20 protein-coding genes are annotated in these 21,842 nt (G+C 61.4%); 16 read left to right on the forward strand and 4 right to left on the reverse strand.

Going from position 1 to position 21,842, the window contains the following annotated elements; all coding sequences use genetic code 11:
* Nucleotides 1–47: 47 nt before the first annotated feature.
* From ACTAQJ_RS01115 to ACTAQJ_RS01140, 6 genes are all read left to right on the forward strand, one after another.
* On the forward strand, nucleotides 48–938 hold the full coding sequence (locus ACTAQJ_RS01115; protein WP_477515082.1) for a F0F1 ATP synthase subunit gamma: 891 nt from the start codon (nucleotides 48–50) through the stop codon (nucleotides 936–938).
* Nucleotides 939–1,021: 83 nt separating this feature from the next.
* On the forward strand, nucleotides 1,022–2,473 hold the full coding sequence (atpD, locus tag ACTAQJ_RS01120) for a F0F1 ATP synthase subunit beta (RefSeq protein WP_431115631.1): 1,452 nt from the start codon (nucleotides 1,022–1,024) through the stop codon (nucleotides 2,471–2,473).
* Between the two features lies 1 nt (nucleotide 2,474).
* The gene (locus tag ACTAQJ_RS01125) at nucleotides 2,475–2,759 is read left to right on the forward strand and encodes a F0F1 ATP synthase subunit epsilon (RefSeq protein WP_216923952.1); all 285 of its coding nucleotides are present in this window, start codon (nucleotides 2,475–2,477) and stop codon (nucleotides 2,757–2,759) included.
* Between the two features lie 10 nt (nucleotides 2,760–2,769).
* Entirely contained in the window at nucleotides 2,770–3,201 is a 432-nt protein-coding gene (locus ACTAQJ_RS01130; RefSeq protein ID WP_224091077.1) for a DUF2550 domain-containing protein, read from the forward strand.
* A gap of 5 nt (nucleotides 3,202–3,206) precedes the next feature.
* A complete protein-coding gene (locus ACTAQJ_RS01135; RefSeq protein ID WP_498700121.1) occupies nucleotides 3,207–4,505 on the forward strand; it encodes an alpha/beta hydrolase in 1,299 nt (432 codons plus the stop codon).
* Nucleotides 4,487–7,000 carry a phosphatidylglycerol lysyltransferase domain-containing protein gene (locus tag ACTAQJ_RS01140; RefSeq protein ID WP_498700124.1) on the forward strand — a complete coding sequence of 838 codons (2,514 nt, stop codon included), beginning with the start codon at nucleotides 4,487–4,489 and terminating at the stop codon, nucleotides 6,998–7,000. Before ACTAQJ_RS01135 ends, ACTAQJ_RS01140 begins: the two co-directional genes overlap by 19 nt.
* 175 nt (nucleotides 7,001–7,175) lie before the next feature.
* On the opposite strand, the gene ACTAQJ_RS01145 is transcribed toward ACTAQJ_RS01140, so the two are convergent.
* From ACTAQJ_RS01145 to nucS, 3 genes are all read right to left on the reverse strand, one after another.
* Entirely contained in the window at nucleotides 7,176–7,379 is a 204-nt protein-coding gene (locus ACTAQJ_RS01145; protein ID WP_018776337.1) for a cold-shock protein, read from the reverse strand.
* A gap of 279 nt (nucleotides 7,380–7,658) precedes the next feature.
* Entirely contained in the window at nucleotides 7,659–8,906 is a 1,248-nt protein-coding gene (locus ACTAQJ_RS01150; RefSeq protein ID WP_498700125.1) for an N-acetylglucosamine-6-phosphate deacetylase, read from the reverse strand.
* Nucleotides 8,907–8,965: 59 nt separating this feature from the next.
* Entirely contained in the window at nucleotides 8,966–9,661 is a 696-nt protein-coding gene (gene nucS, locus ACTAQJ_RS01155) for an endonuclease NucS (RefSeq protein ID WP_498700128.1), read from the reverse strand.
* Nucleotides 9,662–9,710: 49 nt separating this feature from the next.
* On the opposite strand from nucS, the gene ACTAQJ_RS01160 reads away from it, so the two are divergent.
* Both ACTAQJ_RS01160 and ACTAQJ_RS01165 read left to right on the forward strand, forming a co-directional pair.
* Nucleotides 9,711–10,055, forward strand: a complete 345-nt coding sequence (locus tag ACTAQJ_RS01160; protein ID WP_224090942.1) for an Rv1322 family protein — start codon at nucleotides 9,711–9,713, stop codon at nucleotides 10,053–10,055.
* Between the two features lie 32 nt (nucleotides 10,056–10,087).
* On the forward strand, nucleotides 10,088–10,885 hold the full coding sequence (locus ACTAQJ_RS01165; RefSeq protein WP_498700131.1) for an alpha/beta hydrolase: 798 nt from the start codon (nucleotides 10,088–10,090) through the stop codon (nucleotides 10,883–10,885).
* Nucleotides 10,886–10,899: 14 nt separating this feature from the next.
* Here ACTAQJ_RS01165 and ACTAQJ_RS01170 read toward each other — a convergent pair whose 3' ends face one another.
* Nucleotides 10,900–12,192 carry an AI-2E family transporter gene (locus ACTAQJ_RS01170; protein ID WP_498700133.1) on the reverse strand — a complete coding sequence of 431 codons (1,293 nt, stop codon included), beginning with the start codon at nucleotides 12,190–12,192 and terminating at the stop codon, nucleotides 10,900–10,902.
* Nucleotides 12,193–12,360: 168 nt separating this feature from the next.
* Between ACTAQJ_RS01170 and ACTAQJ_RS01175 the strand changes: the two genes are divergently transcribed.
* The 8 genes from ACTAQJ_RS01175 (at nucleotide 12,361) to ACTAQJ_RS01210 (ending at nucleotide 21,841) form a co-directional block, all read left to right on the forward strand.
* Complete coding sequence (locus ACTAQJ_RS01175) at nucleotides 12,361–14,139, forward strand: DUF8094 domain-containing protein (protein ID WP_498700135.1); 1,779 nt, start codon at nucleotides 12,361–12,363, stop codon at nucleotides 14,137–14,139.
* Between the two features lie 38 nt (nucleotides 14,140–14,177).
* On the forward strand, nucleotides 14,178–15,179 hold the full coding sequence (locus ACTAQJ_RS01180) for a co-chaperone YbbN (RefSeq protein WP_498700137.1): 1,002 nt from the start codon (nucleotides 14,178–14,180) through the stop codon (nucleotides 15,177–15,179).
* Nucleotides 15,179–16,279: an NADH:flavin oxidoreductase/NADH oxidase gene (locus ACTAQJ_RS01185; RefSeq protein WP_498700139.1), complete on the forward strand. Its 1,101-nt coding sequence runs from the start codon at nucleotides 15,179–15,181 to the stop codon at nucleotides 16,277–16,279. The genes ACTAQJ_RS01180 and ACTAQJ_RS01185 overlap by 1 nt, the downstream gene beginning before the upstream one ends.
* Nucleotides 16,280–16,320: 41 nt before the next feature.
* Nucleotides 16,321–17,187, forward strand: a complete 867-nt coding sequence (locus ACTAQJ_RS01190) for an ABC transporter ATP-binding protein (RefSeq protein ID WP_498700142.1) — start codon at nucleotides 16,321–16,323, stop codon at nucleotides 17,185–17,187.
* On the forward strand, nucleotides 17,169–18,740 hold the full coding sequence (locus tag ACTAQJ_RS01195; RefSeq protein ID WP_498700145.1) for a transporter: 1,572 nt from the start codon (nucleotides 17,169–17,171) through the stop codon (nucleotides 18,738–18,740). The genes ACTAQJ_RS01190 and ACTAQJ_RS01195 overlap by 19 nt, the downstream gene beginning before the upstream one ends.
* Before the next feature lie 86 nt (nucleotides 18,741–18,826).
* Complete coding sequence (nagB, locus tag ACTAQJ_RS01200) at nucleotides 18,827–19,609, forward strand: glucosamine-6-phosphate deaminase (RefSeq protein WP_216923939.1); 783 nt, start codon at nucleotides 18,827–18,829, stop codon at nucleotides 19,607–19,609.
* Between the two features lie 8 nt (nucleotides 19,610–19,617).
* Nucleotides 19,618–19,953 carry a DUF3039 domain-containing protein gene (locus ACTAQJ_RS01205; protein ID WP_431120260.1) on the forward strand — a complete coding sequence of 112 codons (336 nt, stop codon included), beginning with the start codon at nucleotides 19,618–19,620 and terminating at the stop codon, nucleotides 19,951–19,953.
* A 112-nt stretch (nucleotides 19,954–20,065) separates the two neighbouring features.
* Nucleotides 20,066–21,841: a DEAD/DEAH box helicase gene (locus tag ACTAQJ_RS01210; RefSeq protein WP_498700149.1), complete on the forward strand. Its 1,776-nt coding sequence runs from the start codon at nucleotides 20,066–20,068 to the stop codon at nucleotides 21,839–21,841.
* The last annotated feature ends 1 nt before the right edge of the window (nucleotide 21,842 follow it).

Genomic DNA, 21,842 nt, shown 5'->3' on the forward strand with positions numbered 1-21,842 from the left:
AAGGGCCCCGGCAGGGCAGTACGTCGGGAACTTAGGAAAGGATAAGTATGGGAGCCCAGATTCGGGTCTACCGTCAGAAGATCAGCTCGACGACGTCGATGCGCAAGATCTTCAAGGCGATGGAACTGATTGCTACCTCGCGCATCGGTAAGGCCCGCGCCCGCGTAGCAGCTTCACTGCCTTACGCGAACGCGATTACCCGTGCCGTTTCTGCTGTCGCAACTCAGAGCGAAATCGACCACCCGCTGACCACTGAGCCGGAGCAGATTCGCCGCGCCGCAGTCCTGATCATTACCTCGGACCGTGGCCTTGCTGGATCTTACTCTGCGAGTGTTCTCAAGCAGGCTGAAGGTCTCACCGAGCTTCTTCATGCAGAAGGCAAGGAAGTCAAGGCATACCTGGTGGGCCGCAAGGCGCAGGCGTACTTCGATTTCCGCAACCGTGACTACGCCCGCGTATGGACTGGCGGCACGGACGCACCGGAATTCGAAACCGCGCAGGAAGTCGGAGCTGCACTTCTCGAAGACTTCGCCACTGACTTCGAAGAGGGTGGCGTGGACGAAATCCACGTCGTCTACACCCGCTTCAAGTCCATGGTGACCCAGGAGCCGACGGTTATCCGTTTGCTTCCCCTGGAGGTCGTCGAAGAGGAAGCAGTGTCGGAGTCAGACCTGTTGCCGTTGTACGAGTTTGAACCGGAAACCGAGCAGGTCCTTGACGCCCTGCTTCCGCGTTACATCGAGTCCCGCATCTTCGCAGCCATGCTGCAGGCTGCAGCTTCCGAGCTCGCTGCCCGCCAGCGTGCCATGAAGTCGGCCGGTGACAACGCTACGGACCTGATCAAGAAGTACACGCGCCTTCGCAACACGGCCCGTCAGGCCGAGATTACGCAGGAGCTTTCCGAGATCGTGGCCGGCGCCGACGCCCTCGCGTCCTAGCCGGTACGGATTCGGCTCAAAGCCGCACCTGCACCAAACAGATAAACTTAACCCCACGCCATCTACTGAGTGAAGTGAGAGAGATGACTGCCACTGCTACCGAACACGTAGCAACGGCCGGTGCCACCGGCCGCATTGCCCGTGTTATTGGTCCGGTTGTCGACGTCGAATTCCCGGCTGACGCAATCCCCTCGATTTACAACGCTTTGACCACTGAGATCACTCTCAATGGCCAGACGAAGACCATCACGTTCGAGACCTCCCAGCACTTGGGTGACAACCTCGTTCGCGCCATCTCCCTGCAGGCTACCGACGGACTCGTCCGCGGTACCACCGTGCGGGACTCCGGCGCTCCGATCTCCGTGCCCGTCGGCGACGGCGTCAAGGGCCACATCTTCAACGTCCTCGGTAAGCCGCTGGACGTCGAAGAGTCCGAGATCAAGGCTGACGCCTACTGGCCGATCCACCGCAAGGCACCGTCCTTCGCTTCCCTTGAGGGCTCCACGGAGATGCTCGAGACCGGCATCAAGGTCATCGACCTCCTCACCCCGTACATCAAGGGTGGAAAGATCGGCCTGTTCGGTGGCGCTGGTGTTGGCAAGACCGTTCTGATCCAGGAAATGATCACGCGTGTTGCGCGCAACTTCGGTGGTACCTCCGTATTCGCCGGTGTTGGCGAGCGTACCCGTGAAGGTAACGACCTCTGGGTTGAAATGGAAGAGGCCGGAGTTCTCAAGGACACCGCCCTCGTCTTCGGCCAGATGGATGAGCCGCCGGGAACGCGTCTGCGTGTTGCCCTGTCTGCGCTGACTATGGCGGAGTACTTCCGCGATGTTCAGAACCAGGACGTGTTGCTCTTCATTGACAACATCTTCCGCTTCACGCAGGCAGGTTCGGAAGTTTCCACGCTGCTCGGCCGTATGCCGTCCGCAGTGGGTTACCAGCCGAACCTTGCTGACGAGATGGGTCTCCTCCAGGAGCGCATCACCTCCACCAAGGGCCACTCCATCACGTCCATGCAGGCTATTTACGTGCCTGCTGATGACTACACCGACCCGGCTCCGGCAACGACCTTCGCACACCTCGACGCGACCACGGAACTTTCCCGTGAAATCGCCTCCCGTGGTCTGTACCCGGCCGTTGACCCGCTGACGTCGACCTCCCGTATCCTGGACCCCCAGTACATCGGCAAGGACCACTACAACACGGCTGTCCGTGTAAAGCAGATCCTGCAGAAGAACAAGGAACTCCAGGACATCATCGCCATCCTCGGCGTTGACGAACTTTCTGAAGAAGACAAGATCGTCGTGTCACGTGCACGTCGTATCCAGCAGTTCCTGTCCCAGAACACCTACACCGCCAAGCAGTTCACCGGCGTCGAAGGCTCCACCGTGTCCATCAAGGACACCGTGGAAGGCTTCACCGCTATCTGCGACGGCGAGCTGGACCACATCGCAGAGCAGGCGTTCTTCAACGTCGGTGGCCTGGATGACGTCGAGCGCCAATGGGCCAAGATCCAGGAACAGACCAAGTAGTATGGCTGAGCTCGAGGTTGAGATTGTCGCAGCGGACCACTTTGTGTGGTCCGGCGCGGCCAAGATGGTGAAGGCCCGCACCAGCGATGGTGAAATCGGAATCCTGCCGGGCCACTCGCCCCTCCTGGCCATCCTGGCTGAGGGTGAGCTGGCAATCCAGCCGGTTTCCGGTGACCGTATTGCGGTAGTTGTTGACGGTGGATTCTTCTCCGTCGACAACGATCGTGTGGTCATTGTTGCTGACAACGCCCAACTGGGCGAAGCGGCTACAGCGGGGATCCGATAGCACGACCTTGATGGACGATTCCCTTATTCCGTTCATCGCCCTGGCAACGGCGTTTGCGTTGCTGATTTTTTCACTGTGCCTTTTTGGGGTGCGCCGCTTCAATCTGCGGCGCGCCCTGGGCACGGTTGACGCCTCCATTTGCACGGCTGGAAACAGCTGGCAGATGGGGGTTTGTCGTTATCAGGACAATGAACTTGAGTGGTTCCGCTTGATGTCCCTGAGCGTGATCCCGAAACATAGATACAAACGCAGTTCGTTGGAGCTGCTTGGCCGGCGTCAACCCACAGAGGATGAGCTCGTCAAGGTGCAGCCTGGCGTCGTCGTGGTTGAACTCCAATATGAAGGCAAGAAGTTCATGCTCGCCATGAACTTCGATGCCTACGCCGGCCTTTCCTCCTGGCTCGAGGCCGGACCTGTCATCGGCGTCGGAACCTGGCGTTAGGCCCCATGGATTTTCTTCTGGACATCAGCCTTGTTGATGGACCATTCCTGTGGTTGAGCATTATCGGCGGTGTGGCGGGAGCGGCGTACCTTCTGTGGAGGCGTCAGCGTTCCTGGCCACTGGCCGTCGCAGCCTGCGTGGCGGGTGGCGTTGTCGTTGTGGCGCTGGCCCACTGGGTGCTGGTTGATCTTTTGGCCATCTTCTCGGAAAATCTTCCCTTTGAGACCCTGGCGTGGTCGGTTCCGGCTGTCGCCGCCGCTCTGCTGTTTGCGACGCGCTTTCCCCGCGCAACCTGGAAAAGTCGTGCCGGCGGCCTGGCAGCGATGCTGGGCGTAGTTCTCTTGAGCGTCGTCCAAATAAACGTGTACTTCGGACTGAACAACACAGTGGCGGACCTTCTTGGTACGGCCGTCGCCCGTATCCAGCCCTTGGAGGACAGCCTTCAACGCGCTCCAGGCAGCAAGCCGGGACCTGCGCCGTCGGTTTGGAAAGCTCCCGAGTCAATCCCGCGGGGCGGCATCCTCCGGAAGGCTCAAATCCCGGGAAACGCAGCCGGCTTCACAGCACGTGAAGCCTACATCTACCTGCCTCCGGCCTATCAAACCGCAGCACGGCCAAGCTTGCCGGTGCTGGTGCTCTTTTCAGGCCAACCCGGTGGCCCGGCCGATTGGTTAACCGGGGGCCAACTCCGTGCCCAACTGGACAGGTTCGCTGAAGCCCATGGCGGCATCGCCCCCGTCGCGGTCGTGGTGGACCCAAACGGCTCGGGAAGCGCCAACACCCTATGCATGGACAGCCGCATCGCGCAGGCTGACACCTACCTCTCCCAGGACGTACCTGCTTGGATCAGCTCCACCTTGGAAGTATCAAACGATCACCGACTGTGGGCAGTGGGTGGTTTTTCGTTCGGCGGTACCTGCGCGGTACAGATGGGAACAAAGCATCCCGAATTGTTCACTTCGATAGTGGGTTTTTCCGCTGAGCGGGAGCCGTCGCTGGCGAAGGACCGGAATAAGACGATCGCAGACTCGTTCGACGGCGACGTGGCCGCTTTCGAGTCAAGGACCCCATTGTTTTTGATGCAGCAGCGGGATTACGCAGGCAATGGCCTGTACTTGGCGGCAGGCGCTACGGACACCGAGTTCACCGACTACATGCACGTTCTTGCTGACGCTGGAACCGCAGCGGGATTTACCACCCAGGCACACTCCATCCAGCGCGCCGGCCACTCGTGGGATGCTGTGGTCCGGGGTATGCCTGATGCCCTGGATTTCTTGTCTTCCCGATGGGGAATAGTCCAGTGAGCCTTGCCCTGAAAGGCGTCGTGCAGCCCGTCTTGAGGCAAACGGCCAAACATCTCCGTGCCACTCCCTTCACCACACTCGTGCTTGCGTTGTTCGTAGTCGTGTCCATTGTGTCCGGAAGCATCCTTGGGGGTCCTGCAGAATCATTGCTGCCCGTGGCGGGCGTGACCCTGGCCGGGCTGCGGTCGGGGGAGTGGTGGTCTATCTGGACGTCATTGTTCTTCACTACCAACTTGCTGGCGTTCGTCACCGCAGCGCTCATGATCCTGTTCCTGTTGGGGCTCGCAGAGCGGCGTTTCGGCTTCTTCCGGACGGCCGGAGTCTTCCTGGGCAGCCAGTTTGCATGCGTTGCGGCCTTCCTCCTGGTCACCCAGGTGGCGCGGTACCTGGATGATGGTTGGATTTCCAGGATGGTGGATACCCGGCTGATAGGACCCTATGGTGCCTTGATCGCCACAGCGCTTGCAGCCAGTGCCTTGCTGCCAACGCTTTGGCAACGACGATTGAGGACCGTGGTCCTCTCCCTTTCCCTGCTGCTGGTGCTGTACATCGGACACGCCGAGACCCTAATGGGGCTTGTGGGAGCCTTGTTGGGCTTGGGGGCTGCGTGGTGGACCCAGAGCAGCCAGGGACACCTTCACTTGCACCGCTCCACGGGCCGTGAAGTCCGGAACCTGCTGGCCCTCACCATGGCCATTTTCGCTGCCGGCCCCATTCTGACCGCTGCAGCCAAGAGCCCTTCGGGACCTCTGGCCTTGCTGCGGGATGTCATCCTGAACCCGCTCCCCACGCTGAGTCAACTGGAAAGCAATTGCGGCGGGACCATTGACGTGGCTTGCCTCGAGCTAAGCCGTCAGGGCTACACGGGCCCCTTTGGCCTGGCACTTGCTGTTGTGCCCGTGGTGTTGCTGCTCATTTGTGCCGACGGCATGCGACGTGGACGGCGCCTGGCACTGGGGATAGCGATCGGTGTCCAGTTGGTTGTCGTGGCCCTTTCGACCGTCTACTTGAGCCTTTTCGCGGGCATTCCCATGCCCCCGGGGCGTCAAGCGGCGATGGTGAACCCGGCAGTTGTGCATCTGATCCCCTTGGTCTTGGTTCCGCTGACCCTGGCGGTCCTCTTGTTCGCTTATCGTGGACACTTCCGTGTCGAATCCTCTGCCCGTTTGCGGCGGCGTGTCTTTTGGTTGGTTGGCCTCACCGGCGCGTCCCTGGCGCTTGCATACACCGCCGTGTGGCTGGCTTCGGGCGGCATGACGCGCGACGGCGGCTTGCTGGGTTTGGGTGCGGAGCTCGCCCGGCAATACCTGCCGGTTCCATTGCCCAGCGTCTACCGCAAGGTCTTTGCTGAGCGCGACGCTTTTGAAGTCTTTCTGTTCTCCTACTCCGGGACCGTCTTCTGGCTTGTGGCGTTGATTGGAGTCTGGATACTCCTCATCCGAGGCCATCATGCGGCTGGCCTGGACCATCAAGGGCGGGACCGCGCACGTGAGCTGGTGAAAGCCGGAGGTGATTCGTTGTCGTGGATGGCGCTGTGGGAGCCGAACAAATATTGGTTCAATCCTGGCGGTACGGGGGGAGTGGCATACCAGCAGCACGGCCATGTCGCCCTGACATTGGCGGGTCCCCTGGGAGCAGGGGAGCACCATGTAGAGACTGCTGGGGGATTCCTTGATTTCTGCTCCCAGCATGCCCTGATACCTTGCCTCTACTCATGTACGGATGAGTTGTGGCCCATGCTTCAGGCCCGCGGTTTTCGAAGGGTCGCTGTCGCGCAGGAAACCCGGTTGAGAATCCGGGGCTTGGAGTTCCGCGGCAAGGAGTGGCAGAACGTCAGGACATCCCTCAACCGGGCGGCAAAGATGGGGATCACCGCCACATGGGGTCGCTATGACGCGCTGCCCCATGCTCTGCGTGCGCAGGTGGGCGAGGTGTCCGAAGAGTGGGCTGCTCAAAAACGCGTACCTGAAATGGGATTCACGTTGGGTGGTCTGGATGAGCTTGAAGATCCTGACGTGTTGTGCTGCGTCGCCACCGATGCAGAAGGGTTCGTTTATGGGGTCACCAGCTGGCTTCCTGTCTACCGGAACGGCAGTGTTGTCAGCTGGACTTTGGACTTCATGCGTCGCCGCGGGGATGCCTTCCCGGGAGTGATGGAATTCCTGATTGCCTCGGCCATCCTCCATCTCAGGGAGTCGGTGGAGGTTATCTCGCTCTCCGGTTCGCCGTTGGCGCGGGAGAAGGACGAGATTGATCAGCAGGCCGAGGGACTTGCCGGCATGCTGGACCTGGTTGGACAGGCGCTGGAACCTGTCTATGGTTTCCGATCCCTGGCTTCCTTTAAGTCACGTTTCCAACCCGACTACCGAACTTTGTACATGTATTACCAGGAGCCGTTGCACCTGCCGGCAATAGGCAGGGCGTTGAGCCGCGCATACCTTCCGGGATTGTCTGTGCGACAATCTGCCAGACTACTGCGAACACTGGTTGCTTGAATTGACAACGCCTATTCTCGGAAGCCGTTTAGCATTTCTTCACGGTTTGTAACAAGAGTTGTCGAAATATCGGACATTTCATCAAGCATTCCGACTGTTAAACACGTTGGTCCCGGCTGGAAAGCCGGGACCAACGAGTTTGTTGAAACTGCAACAAACAAATCAACAGGTAAGACTAGACGACCGTAACGCCGGTTGCCTGGGGGCCCTTGGCGCCCTGACCGATCTCGAACTGAACGCGCTGGTTCTCATCGAGGGTCTTGAAACCACCGGTCTGGATCTCAGAGTAGTGAACGAAAACATCCCCATCCGAGTCATCCGGGGTGATGAAGCCGAAGCCCTTTTCAGCGTTGAACCACTTGACGGTTCCCAGTGCCATGTATTTCTCCTCATTATGGAACATCAGTCCGATACACCTCGTACCGGCCCTTGTTACTCCGCGAGAAGATCCGGATTCCGTCCAGGCTGGGCCTGTCTGGTTTCGCAGGAGCTTCACGCTCGCAACTCGTCTTGCGAGCATGAAAACCACCTACACAAAGACTGCTACAACACTTTCATGTGCCGTCCCGGAGGTCAACGGTCTTTAAGGCAATTCGGGAAAATTTTCGGTAAAAAGAAGGTAACGCGGACAACCGCAATTCACCGTGGTCTGATTGTCCTAAGCCAGCCACTGTCCGTTACGCATGACTGCAGTAAGGCCGAGTTCCTGATCGGTAGTAACAACGTCAGCGCGAAGGCCGCGGCGCAATCCACCCACCTCGTCAGAGAGTCCAAGAATGGCTGCAGGCACTGCAGTCGCCGAACAGATGGCGTCCGGAAGGGCGACGCCGGCCGCCACTGTCTTGCGGACCACTTCCAGGAGCGTGGCGGTGCCGCCTGCGATGGAACCAGTTGCATCCAGGGTTGCCACGCCATTGCTGACGGTCACCGGCGAAGGCCCGAGCATATAGTTTCCGTCCGAAAGCCCCGCAGCGGCCATTGAATCGGTCACCAGGAGAATGTTGCTGGCGCCCACCAACTGAAAGACAGTAGCCACGGTGCCGGGGTCCAAATGGGTGTCGTCGGCGATGAGTTCCACTACCGCTTTTCCCGCCTGGGCGGCCCGCAAGCAAGCAGCAACGGGGCCTGGCGCTCGGTGGTGCATAGGTGGCATCCCATTGAAAAGGTGCGTCACCGTCGGCAGCGAGCTGACGCCGTCGAACCCTGCTGATTCCAGTCCCTCGCGGGCGGCAGCCAACGAAGCAGCGGCAGTGGCGTCGTCGCAATCCGTGTGACCCAACGATGGCGTCACGCCGTGGAAGGTCATTAAGTCCACCAAGGCAGCGGCCCCCGGCAATTCCGGGGCATACGTCATAGTGGCAAGTTTGCCGGCGGCAGCGCCCACGAGTTCGTTCATGAGGTCCAGGTCCGGCTCCAGCAGGTAGTCCGGGTTCTGCGCGCCGCATCGTGCATGGGAGAGGAAGGGTCCCTCCAAGTGGATGCCGGCCACAAGACCTTCATCGACGAGCTTCACATAGAGTTCGATCCCGCGAAGGAGGTCCTCACGCGGCGCCGTAACCATGCTCGCGAGGAAAGTTGTGGTGCCGGAGCGGTGCAGGAACTCGGCTGCTCTACGGGCCGAGGCCTCCTCCCCGCCTGGAAAGTCACCACCATTTCCGCCGTGGCAGTGGACATCTACCAAACCAGGGAAGATGAAATGGCCGCTGGGCGCACCGATGCGTATGGCGTGCCCGAAGCCTTCAAACTCATCCACGTCAAAGCCGTCCGCCGGCCCTGCGTAGGCGATGCGGTCGCCGTCGATGGCCAGGAGGCCGTCTTCCACCACCACGCCGTCACTTACGAGTGTTCCCGTGAGGATTTGTTGGCTGGGCGCGGAAGAATGGGCGAAATGGTCTGCGGCAGTCATGACTCTGATTCTAGTGGCCTGCGGTTCCCCCAGAGGGAGAGAGCGAGAACAGGAAAAAATCAGAAGAGCCGGGAGTCGCTGTCATCCACGCCGCGCATGGCGTCGTAGTCCAGCGTTATGCAGTCAATTCCGCGGTCGTTGGCCAGGACCTTGGCTTGGGGCTTGATCTGCTGGGCTGCAAAAATCCCACGGACCGGCGCCAGCAGTGGATCCCGGTTCAGCAGTTCCAGATACCGCGTCAGCTGCTCGACGCCGTCGATGTCGCCGCGCCGCTTCAGCTCAATCGCCACCGTGGCGCCGGTTGCGTCCCGGGCAAGGATGTCAACGGGGCCGATGGCGGTGAAGTACTCCCGGCGGATGAGTGAGTATCCGGTCCCGAGGGTCTCGATCTGTTCTGCCAGCAGGCGTTGCAGGTCAGCTTCCACGCCGTCCTTGATCAGTCCGGGATCAACACCCAGGTCATGGGAGGTGTCATGCAGTTGCTCGTAGATGTTGATGATGAGCCGGTCATCGGTCTTGGCCGACTGCACGGTCCACTGCTCAACCACGCCCTCTTCCACCTCGGTTTCCTCAGGGGACGTTACGCGTAGCGTGGCCGGTGGGCTCATCCAGTTCAACGGCTTGTACGAGCCGCCGTCGGAGTGCACCAGCACCGAGCCGTCGGCCTTGACCAGCAAGAGCCTGGTGGCGAGGGGGAGGTGGGCCTTGAGACGGCCAACATAATCAACAGAACAACGGGCTATGACGAGTCGCACCCGCCTTACCTTACCCGGTGGCGGCCGGTGGCTGGGGCAGAATGGAATCATGCCCCGTTCCAACCGCCCTCGTCGCAACGCCGCCAGCACACGTTCGAACAAACCTGCCGGCAAGTGGGCAGACGAGGCCCCGGAACTGGATCTGGAAAGGGCAAGGGCGGGGATTGCGCGCAGGGAAAGCGCCCCGGATGGTGACTGGATGGTGCGTACCATGACGGCGCGGAAGGCGGAGAAGCAGTACATCTGCCCAGGCTGCTCGACAGCCATCCTCCCGGGTATCGCACATCTGGTGGTGTGGTCGGACAATCACCTCTTTGGCGAAGCCGCCGGACTGGCCGAGCGCAGGCATTGGCACACCAACTGCTGGACGTCACGAACCTACCGGTATCGCTGACCAGTCCCGCTGGTTCCCTTAGGCTTGGAGGCATGACTTTCGACCCCGCCTCGTTCGTTTTCACTGCGCAGGATGCTCCCTCGGCGATCCGGGCCTCCACCGTCCTTCCCGCGCGTCGGGAGAATGTGGAATTCACCACTGAAGACGGAAAACTCTTGCTGGGCGAACTCGCCTTGCCGGAGTCGGGGGAGATTACCGCAACGTTGATCACCCTCCATCCGCTGCCGACCCATGGCGGCTTCATGGACTCCCATGTCTACCGCAAGGCTTCCTACAGGCTGCCGGCGCTGGCAGGTGTGGCGGTCCTGAGGTTCAATACCCGTGGCACGCACTCACCGCGCGGTACCAGCCAGGGCCAGTTTGAAGAGGGCATCGGTGAGCGTTACGACGTCGAAGCAGCCGTCCGTTTCGCCGTTGAGCGCGGCCTGCCGAACCGGTGGTTGGTGGGTTGGTCGTTCGGGACGGAACTGGCGCTGATGTACGGCGCAGTTGAACCTGTGGCGTCCCAGATCGAGGGCGCGGTCCTCCTGTCTCCTCCACTCCACCGCGCAACGGACGTCCACCTCAAGGAGTGGGCAGCCTCCGGCAAACCGCTGACCGTGTTGGTTCCGGAACACGACGATTACCTTCGACCCGCGGAGGCAGCCCAACGCTTCAGCCTGGTACCTCAAGCCCGGCTGGTGGGCGTCGATGGCGCCAAGCACCTGTGGGTGGGGGAGAAGTACGCAGCGCGTGTCCTGGACGAAATCGTCGACGACGTCACTCCGGCAGGTGCCGGCGTGGACGGTCTGCCACGTGAGTGGGCGGGCCCGGTCGCCAACGCGGCATGAGTAGACGGGGAAAATCAGTGCCTGTCTTGGCGCATAATGAAGACTTCCTTGATCAGCAGCATGATGGCCGCCGCTGTCGGAATGGCAATCAACGCACCCAGGACACCCAGCAGGCTTCCGCCGGCGATAACTGAGATCACGGCCACCGCGCCCGGCACGGCCACTGCCCGCTGCATGATACGCGGCGAGATGAAATAGGCCTCGAACTGCAGGTAGGCAAAGTAGGCGATCGCGTAGATCACGGCTGTTTGCCAACCGGCTGTGAGCGCCACGAGGATAACCACGACGGCGGCGATCATGCCGCCAACCAGCGGGATGAAGGCCAACAGAGCCACCACGAAGGCAAGCAGGACGCTGAACGGAATGCCGAGGATGCTCATGACGATGAAGGCAAAGAATGCGTTCAGCAGGGCGACGCAGGCCTGGCCAATCACGTAGTTACCTACTGAGTCGGTAATCGCTTCCGAAAGTGCCTCGACGCGGGGGCGGCGCGACCTCGGTGCCAGGCGGTAGGCCCATTTCTTCATGGATGGCAGGGCAGCCAGGAAGTACAGGCTAAGCACCAGCACAATCAGCGTGCCGAACAATCCGTTGGCCACGGTGGAACCGAAGCCCACCACGCCGCCGAAGATGCCACCCATGGCTTCGGGATCCTTGACGAACTTGTCCAGCTCGGTAGTGATGCGGTCGCGAATGCCGAACTGGCTGTCCACGGTCCGGAAGAAATCCGAGTCGAGGAAGCCCCGTATCCAGTCCGGCGCCTGCCTTACGATCTCGGAAACCTGTTCCACGATGGTGGGAATCAACGTTGCAAAGAACCCGGCAACCGCAAGGACCAGGACAGAGACAGATATCAGGATGCCGCCGGGGCGCGGGACCTTTCGGCTCTCAAGCCATCGGACTACCGGATCCAGCCCGAGGGCGATGAAGAGCGCGGCAACAATCCATAGGATCAGCTGGGTGGTATTGCTGGCGATGTAAAAGACCAGCAGGGCCACGCCGACCCCGGCGGTGCCCATGAAGCCCACATATAACGGGTGCTGGGATGACATGCGGGGACCAGGAGCGCCAAAATCGTTGTCCTCGTCGGCCTGGATGCCCTCCGCTGTGGCAACGGCCTCGTCCTCGGGCGGCATCTCAAAACGGACCCGCGTGCGGGCTCCCGGAATGGGTTGCCTCAGCTTGCGGGCTATTGCGGCCAGGCGTCCGGTGCGGACCGGAACAGTAGCGGAGGTCCCATCCGCGGGGGCGTCCACCACAGTTGACCCTGACTCATCGATGGGACGGGGCTCCAAGTGGTCTTTCACGCGGTTCTGCTGCCTTTTCTACCGATTATCATGATCATCGCCACACTATCAGGAGCCCGGAATCCGTCCTTAGCGGCGCCATTGCAGGGGAGAAGACGTCTCCGTCGGGATGGGCCGATCTGACTCTTTGATAACAAAACGGTTACCCTTGAAGTTCAACGACCGCTGATGATAGGTGATCCTGTGCGTTTGAAGACTGCAGCCTCGCTGGTGCTGCTGGGCCTGCTGACGATGCTGGCCGGCATTGGCCAGCTGACTTTCTGGGCCCCCGCCGAGACCGTGACGGCCTCGGTTCCCAGTGGCACAAAAGCTGCCCCGCTGACCGTGATCGACCAAAAGTTGATCGCCCTCCATGACGGGCCGGTGAAGATCAAGATCCAGGGTGAAGGCAACTTCATCGTCGCTACGGGCCGCCCGGACGACGTCGAAGCCTGGGTGGGGAAAACTGCCCACAACACCCTGACTGGAGTCTCCCAGGACCAGAAGTCCCTTGAGGTGGCCTCCACTGATGGCGAGGCAACTGCTCCCTCTCCTGTTGGTTCGGATTTGTGGGTTAACACAGAAGACGCCAGCGGAGAGCTGGACTACACCTGGAACCCGCCTGCTGGAGGCGAGTGGTCCCTCCTGGTAGCCAGCGACGGAACCAAGCCTGCGCCGTCGTCAATCTCGATGACTTTCCCCAATAACGCAACCACACCATGGGCTGTGCCGCTCATCGTGCTTGGCATTATCATCATGCTTGCCGGAGTAGCCCTCCCGTTCATTACCAAGGCCATCAGCAACCGCCGCAAGGGCGATGAGCACCGCAAGGATGATGACTTCGGTGGACCGCATAGTGGCGGGGAAACCACCTCCCTGCCCGTTCAGGCGCCGCCCGGCAAGGCTGATGGCGGCCGGGGCGCTGGAGCAGAAGGCACAAGCCTGCGCATTACTGCCGTTGCCGCGGCGCTCGCTACCGCGCTTGTGGGAAGTTCGGCGATCGCTGCCCAGGCAACGTCCACCCCTAAGCCTTCGAACACTTCCAGCCCCTCTTCTTCCGCTTCGACGGAAGGGGACGCAGCACCTGTGATGCTCGAATCGCAACTGCAGCGCATCCTGGAGCAGGTTGCCAGCACTGTAGACGCAGCGGATGCCGCCAAGGATGCTGCAAAGCTCGCGCCGCGGGTAGACAAGATGGAACTCCAGGTCCGCACCCAGAACTACAAGATCCGCTCCACGGTGTCTGCTTACGAGCCCCGCATGCCGGTTCGTGCCACCAAGCTCCAGAGCAGCGTCATCAGTACCAAGCGCGACTGGCCCCGTACCGTCTTTGCCTTGACCCAAGGCGAGGGTAACGTTGTGCCCCAGGTCCTGACGTTGGTTCAGCTCTCACCACGGGAAAACTACAAGCTCTGGGGCAGCGCTCCGTTGCAGCCGGGCACCAACTTCCCGTCGTTCCCCGTTCCCCGTGACGGAACCGCTCCTGCGGCAGCTGACGATAAGACCGGGCTGGCTTACAGCGGCAACGAAGCCTTGGGAATCCTTGGCGAGATGCTGACAACTCCTGACTCGCCTAACAGGAGCAAGCTGGCTGATGGTCAATCCTCGCCGTACATCGCCGGTGCCCTTGCCTACCAGGCAGACACCGTGAAGAACGGGACCAGTGCCAACTTCAAGTTCTCCCACACCCCCGTGAACAACCAGACCGTGGTGCTGCGCACAGCTGATGGCGGCGCCCTGGTTGTGGGACGTCTGGACTTCGCGTTCGAAGGGACGCCGAAAGCGGCAGGGGACAAACTCATTCTTGAGGACGACTCCGCTGTCTTCGCCGGCGGCAAGGAAACCACCACCGGCATGGTCCTGAACTTCGCCGAGTCCGTGGCGGTTTACATTCCGCCGGCAGGTTCGGCTGATCCCATGAAGCTTGTGGCGGCTACCCGGGGACTCGTGGGAGCCAGCTTCAAGTAGGACATGCCCTTGGCAAGGCAGCGGCTAGAGTGGACGGTATGAGTTCGCCCGGATACCGACCCACTCCAGCCGCTGCCAGCCAGCTCAACCTGCGCGGCGCCGTCGACCTCTCGTCGTTGCGCCGGCCCGCCGCTCCGCCACAGTCGCCGCCCACAGGCGTGCCGACCGATTCCGATAGTCCGGAATCCGTTGAATCAGGCGGTGCCGAATCGGGACGTGCGCCCCTTCGCGTGGACGCTACCGAAACTAATTTCCAGGATCTGGTGCAGTTGTCCGCCCAGATACCTGTGCTCTTCCTTCTCTGGTCACGCTATGCAGCCGAATCTCCGGCCGTCCTTGACGCTGCCCAGCGCGTCGTCGAAAGCTACGGTGGCCGGTTGGTTCTTGCTGCCGCTGACGTGGATGCGTTCCCTCAACTGGCACAGGCCTTCCAGGTCCAGGCTGTACCTACGGCAGTCGCCGTCGTCAAAGGCCAGCCCGTCCCGCTTTTCCAGGGTCCTGCCGACGACGAGCAGATCCGTGCCCTCGTTGATGAACTGCTCAAGGTGGCAGCGGCCAATGGCGTCACCGGGAGCATCGGCGATGCTGCGCCGGAGGGCGAAGCGGAACCAGCACCGCTACCTCCCCTCCACCAAGCAGCCATCGATGCTATCGAGGCCGGAGACTACGCGGGAGCAGCCGCGGCCTATAAGCAGGCACTACTGGAAATGCCTGCAGACGCCGACGCCAAGGCAGGCTTGGCCCAGGTGGAGCTGATGGCCCGGCTTGAGAAGATCTCAGCTCCCGAAGCTGAAAACCTCCGGGAGCTGGCCGCACAGGAGCCCGATAATGTGCAGGCCCAGTTGGGCGTGGCCGACCTCGATATCTCCGGTGGGCACATCGAGGATGGATTCAACCGCATCATTGCCTTCATCGGCCGGAATTTCGGTCCCGAGCGCGAGACCGCCCGTCTACGCCTGCTTGAACTTTTCGAGGTAGTGGGCACGTCGGACGAGCGGGTGGCCAAAGCCCGTCAAGGACTTGCGAGGGTTCTGTTCTAGTGCCCTCGGCGCTGTTTACGCCCCTGCAGCTCCGTTCGCTGAGCATTGCGCACCGTGGGTGGGTTTCACCCATGTGCCAGTACAGTTGCACCCCCGAAACAGGTGAAGGCGTACCCAACGACTGGCACTTGATGCACCTCGGATCCTTTGCCGCCGGTGGTGCTGCATTGATCCTGAGTGAAGCTGCTGCGGTGAATGCCTCCGGCCGGATCAGCCCCAGGGACGCCGGACTGTACTCCGATGAGCAGGCAGCTGGCTGGGAGCGGATTGTCCACTTCGTTCACCAGCACGGCGCCGTCGACTGCAAGATCGGCGCCCAGCTCGCGCACGCCGGGCGTAAAGCGTCGACTTACTGGCCGTTCTCGGACCGGAACGGTTCCGTTCCAGCATCCGACGGCGGCTGGGTCACTTTTGGTCCTACGCAACAGCCCTACGACGGCTATGCAGCCCCGGAAGCCATGAGCGAAGAAGACATCCAGGGAGTCATTTCAGACTTTGCAGCTGCGGCCGCCCGGGCTGTGGCCATCGGGTTTGACACCGTGGAAATCCACGGCGCGCACGGGTATCTGCTTCACCAGTTCCAAAGCCCCCTTATCAACACCCGTACGGACAGGTGGGGTGGCGCCGAGGAAGGGCGGAACCGGTTGATGCTCGCGGTCGTGGACGCAGTGAGGGAGGTCATTCCGGATTCCATGCCACTGTTGTTGCGGATTTCCGCAACTGATTGGGCTGAAGGGGGAGTGGATGTTGATGCCTCTGTCCGCCTGGCCAAAGCGGCATCCGAACACGGCGTCGACCTCGTGGACGTCTCCAGCGGTGGGGCAGTAGCCCACCAGCAGATCAGACCCGCTCCCGGGTACCAGGCTGGATTCGCGGAACAAGTAAAACGCGACGCCGGTGTACTCACCGGTGCGGTGGGCCTGCTCACCAGTGCCACCCAGGCCGAGGATATCGTGGCGAATGGACGTGCCGATGCGGTCTTCATGGCCCGGGCAGCGCTGCGCGATCCGCACTGGTGGCTCAGGGCGGCTTATGAGCTCGGACACGAAATTTCCTGGGTTCCGCAGTACCAGAGAGCCATACCCCGCCACGGCTTCTAGCACGTCCCGGCACCACTGGAAGCCGGGGCTAGGCTGGAGCCATGACGGAACCGCGCCATGAACCACTTTCCCAGCCATCCCACATTCGCCAGCCAGCACCGCAAGAATCTGCGGTTGAACCCGGGCTGTCAGCAGACCCGCACACGGACCTGCCAGTATCGGCTCTGTCCATCCGCGGGCTGGCCAAGCGGTTCGGTGGAAAGATCGCCGTCGATGGCGTGAGCCTTGAGGTTCCTGTGGGTTCTTTCTACGGAATGGTGGGCCCGAACGGTGCCGGCAAGACCACCACATTGTCGATGGCCACTGGACTGCTTCGGCCGGACTTTGGCACGGCGTTGGTCCACGGGGTGGATGTTTGGGCACGGCCGCTGGAGGCCAAGAAGCTTATGGGTGTGTTGCCGGATGGTGTCCGTTTGTTTGACCGGCTGACCGGGGAACAGCTGGTCACCTACGCGGGCCTGCTCCGTGGCATGGACCGGGACGTGGTTCGCCCGCGGGTATCCGAACTGTTGGCCGCCCTGGACCTTGAAGCCGATGCCGGATCCCTGGTGGTCGATTATTCGGCAGGTATGACCAAGAAGATTGCGTTGGCTTCGGCGTTGATCCATGCTCCCCGGCTGCTGGTCTTGGACGAGCCCTTTGAATCGGTGGACCCTGTATCGGCGGCCAACATCAGGGGCATCCTTGAGAGCTACGTATTTTCCGGGGGTACGGTCATCGTCTCCAGCCACGTCATGGACCTCGTGCAGCGCATGTGCAGCCATGTGGCAGTTGTGGCAGCAGGACGCGTCCTCGCAGCGGGGTCCGTGGATGAAGTCCGGAACGGTTCCACACTGGAGGAACGTTTTGTGCAATTGGTAGGCGGCGGGCACCGGACGGAGGGGCTGGAGTGGTTGCGCACCTTCTAAGCCTTAAATGGCGGTTGCTCCTCAATGGCTTCAAGCGCAGCCCGGCGCAGCTCATCGGGATGGGCATCGGGTTGTTGTATGCGCTGGGAATCATGGTCCTGTTGATTGGAGCCTTGATTGCCCTGCGTTGGGCGGACGCTGAAATCGCCCATACCGTGGTGGTGTTGGGCGGTGCTGCAGCGCTGCTTGGCTGGGCAGTGGTTCCCCTTCTTGCATCCGCAGCCGACATGACGCTGGATCCCGCCCGGTTCACCACGTCTGCGATCCCACCCCGCCAGCTTCTCACCGGCCTGGCCTTGGCAGGTTTCATCGGGATCCCGGGCCTCGCCACAGCCCTTACCGCGCTTGCCACAGTTGGTACGTGGTGGCGCAGTTTTCCAGCGGTGGCGGGTGCGTTGCTGGGCGCTATTCTTGGGGCCTTGACCTGCATCGTGTTGTCCAAAGTAGTGACGACGGCGACTGCCGGCCTGGCGTCGTCCCGCCGTTTCAAGGACGTCAGCAGCCTCGTCTTTTTCGTCCCGCTCATGCTGATGGGTCCCATCATCGTGGGTATCGTCGACGGAGTTCGTGGCACGGCGGATTATCTCCCTGCGCTTGCCCGTACAGTCTCTTGGACCCCTCTTGGCGCGGCCTGGTCCCTGGGTGGTGACCTTGAGGCTGGAGACGTTGCTTCCGCCGGACTGAAACTCCTCATTGCTGCGGCAACTGTTTCGGGATTGCTGCTTTGCTGGCACGTGTTGCTGCAACATGCTTTGGTGACGCCGCCGTACGCCGGAGGTTCGGCCAAGAAGGGCGGAAAGCGTGGGCTGTTCGATGTCTTGCCCGGAACCCCGGCTGGCGCGGTTGCTGCCCGTGCCTTGATTTATTGGATGAAAGACCCCCGTTACGCGGGCTCGCTGGTGGTGGTTCCACTGTTTCCTGTGATCTTCTTCTTCAGCGGGAGCCAAAGCGGCGATTACGGCATGCTCATGCTTCTTGGGCCGCTGACGGCGTTTGTCATGGCGTGGTCCATCTGCGCCGATGTTTCCTATGACAACACCGCTTTTGCCCTCCACCTGGCATCAGGTGTGAGGGGTGTGGATGACCGACTGGGGCGTGCCATCGCGTGCCTGACCATTTCCCTGCCTCTTGTGCTTCTCTTTTCCATCGGTCCGTTCTTCTTTACTGGTGCCTGGGCGTGGGCTCCGAACCTGATCGGCCTGTCGCTGGGTACGTTGTTCACTGGCTTGGGGTTATCCTCAGTGATCTCCGCGCGATACAACATCGCCGTGCCCTTGCCCGGTGACAGCCCGTTCAAGAAGCCTCCGGGCAACGTTGCCCAGACACTTGCCGTGCAGATGATAGGGATGGGTGTCCTTGTTCTTTTGCTCCTCCCGCAGCTTGCGCTGATGGGAGCCCAACTCTTTACCGGCAGCGTTGTCCCCGGCTGGATTAACCTTGTGGTGGGTCCACTTGTGGGCATGACTCTATTCGTTGTCGGGGTGCGCCTGGGCGGTAAATGGTTGGATGCGCGGGGCCCGGAGATGTTCGCCCAGCTCAGTGTGAACCGCTAACCCCGTAACAACCATGGCAAGCTCATGGGACATGGGATAACCTCGTCTCAATACCGCGCAATTCCTACACAAGAAAGGCAGTGACGATGGAAGTTGTCATTCTCCCTGGCACCAAACAGATTGGCGCACTGGCGGCAGATGCCATCGAAGCCCTTGTGCGCCGCAAGCCGAACGCCGTGTTGGGTTTGGCCACGGGCTCGTCTCCGCTGCCGATCTACGACGAATTGGCCCGGCGCTACGAAGCCGGGAGCGTGGACTTCAGCGAGGCGCATGGATTTGCCTTGGACGAATACGTCGGACTTGAGGCCGGGCATCCGGAGTCCTACCGCGAGGTGATCCGGCGCGAGTTTACCAACCGGGTGAATATCAAGCCTGAGAATGTGCATGGCCCGGACGGTGCCGCCGAGGATCTGGAAGCAGCCTGCCAGGCCTACGAGGATGCAATCAAGGATGCCGGCGGCGTGGACCTCCAGATTCTGGGCGTGGGCACGGACGGCCACATTGGATTCAATGAACCCGGTTCATCGCTGGCGTCCCGCACCCGGATCAAAACGCTGATCGAGCAGACGCGCAAGGACAACGCCCGCTTTTTCAACAGCATCGACGACGTCCCGCACCATGTAGTCACCCAGGGTTTGGGCACCATCATGGATGCCCGCCACGTCATCCTGGTGGCTACTGGTGCACAAAAAGCCCAGGCAGTGCGGGACTTCGTCGAAGGACCGGTAGCCGCCATTTGCGCTGCATCCGTCCTCCAGATGCATCCTCACGCCACAATATTGGTGGACGAAGCCGCTGCGTCGTCGCTGAAATTGGCCGATTACTACCGCCACACCTATGACAACAAGCCGGAGTGGCAGGGTCTGTAGACGGTAAGATGGATGCCATGACTACGCTTCCTCCGGATCCATTCGAAAACGACCCCATGCGCGAGCTTTCCGGAGCCGGAACGTCCACATCCACCATTGAGCGCGAGGAAACGCGCCAGGAAGTGGAGCCCGGCGACCGCGAGCGGTTCTCGCACTATGTTCGCAAGGAAAAGATCATGGAGTCGGCCATGACCGGCGAGCCCGTCATTGCCCTCTGCGGCAAAGTCTGGACGCCGGGGCGCGATCCCCAGAAGTTCCCGGTCTGCCCGGAGTGCAAGGAGATCTATGAGGGTCTACGTCCTGGCAAAGACGGTGGAGACAGCGGCCCGGGCAACTCCAAGTAGTGGCTGGGAAGAGAACACAGGTCCCTTCCGATCGTGACCGCAATGCGGTCCACTGCCGCGTGCCCGGAGAACCGGGGCTAATTTTCGCTGCCATCAGGCCGGGGGAGTCCGCATGACAGAAACATTATTTGGTGGTCCATCCCTGCCTCCCGCGTACCCTGAACGCGCCGCGTGGGGCACAGCCCCCAAGCTGCGCGCCTGGCAGCAGGAAGCCCTGGACCTCTACATGGCCAGGCATCCAAAGGATTTCCTGGCCGTGGCTACGCCTGGCGCCGGTAAGACTACCTTTGCCTTGCGGATTGCCACCACGCTGCTGGACAGCGGCGTTGTTAACAGGATCACTATCGTGGCGCCCACGGATCACTTGAAGCGGCAGTGGGCTGACGCTGCTGCCCGGGTGGGCATTGCCATTGACCCCAACTTCAAGAATTCCGATGGCCAGCATGGCCGTGGATTCGTTGGTGTCGCTGTGACATATGCCCAGGTGGCGAGCAAGCCGATGCTGCACCGTGCCAAAACAGAAGCCGCCCGGACGCTGGTCATCCTGGACGAAATCCACCACGGTGGAGAGGCACTGTCCTGGGGAGATGGCTTGCGCGAGGCCTTTGACCCAGCAGCAAGGCGCCTTTCCCTGACCGGAACGCCGTTCCGTTCAGATACGTCACCCATCCCGTTCGTGGAATACGCCGAGGACCGCGACGGGATTCGACGCTCCAAAGCCGATTACACGTATGGCTACGGCAATGCCCTCCGGGACCACGTGGTGCGTCCCGTGCTTTTCATGGCCTACTCAGGCCAGATGCGCTGGAGGACCAGTGCAGGTGACGAAATGGCCGCCTCCCTCGGGGAAGCGGCCGTCACCAAGGACATCACGTCACAGGCGTGGCGTACGGCGTTGAACCCGACCGGCGAATGGATCCCGGCTGTCCTTGCCGCCGCGGATAAACGCCTTAGCGAGGTTCGCCGGACGGTCCCGGACGCCGGTGGGCTGGTTATCGCCACGGACCACGACGACGCCCGCGCGTACGCAGGGCAGCTAAAGAAGATCACCGGGCAATCGCCCACAGTCATTCTTTCTGACGACTCGAAGGCTTCCAGCAAGATCGAGGACTTCTCCGCGGGAGACAAGCGGTGGATGGTCGCCGTCCGAATGGTGTCCGAAGGCGTGGACGTTCCTCGCCTCTCGGTGGGCGTCTACGCTACGTCCACCTCTACGCCGCTGTTTTTTGCCCAGGCCGTAGGCCGTTTTGTGCGTGCCCGCAAAAGGGGCGAGACGGCGTCGGTCTTCCTGCCGTCAGTGCCGCCCCTGATGGTGCTGGCCAACACCATGGAGGCCGAGCGCGACCACGCTCTTGACCGCCCGGAAAAGGATGAGGATGGACTTTTCAGCCCTGAAGAGAACCTCATGGCCGAGGCGAACCGCGAGGACAAGGCTTCGGACGAGCTCACCAAGGGCAAGTTCGAAGCTCTCGACTCACAGGCTTCCTTTGACCGCGTCCTTTTCGACGGCGGTGAATTCGGTACGGGAGCGGACATCGGCTCTGATGACGAGTTGGACTTCCTCGGTATTCCCGGGCTTCTCGACGCCGAGCAAGTAGGTACGTTGCTGCGTCAGCGGCAGCACGAGCAGCAATCGCGCAAGAAACGCCAGTCGCCTTTGGCTGCCGCAGCTTCACCGGCCGTACCCGACCACCGCATGCTCATGGACTTGCGCAACGAACTGGCCAAGAACGTAGCCGCCTGGTCCGCCCGGACAGGCACGCCGCATGGAGTAGTTCACACCAAACTGCGCGAACTATGCGGTGGACCTGCTGTAGCCCAGGCGAACGAGGAACAACTTCAGGCGCGGTTGCGTAAGTTGCAGGATTGGTTCATCGGCCGAAAGTAAC

Source organism: Arthrobacter sp. alpha11c, assembly GCF_054149985.1.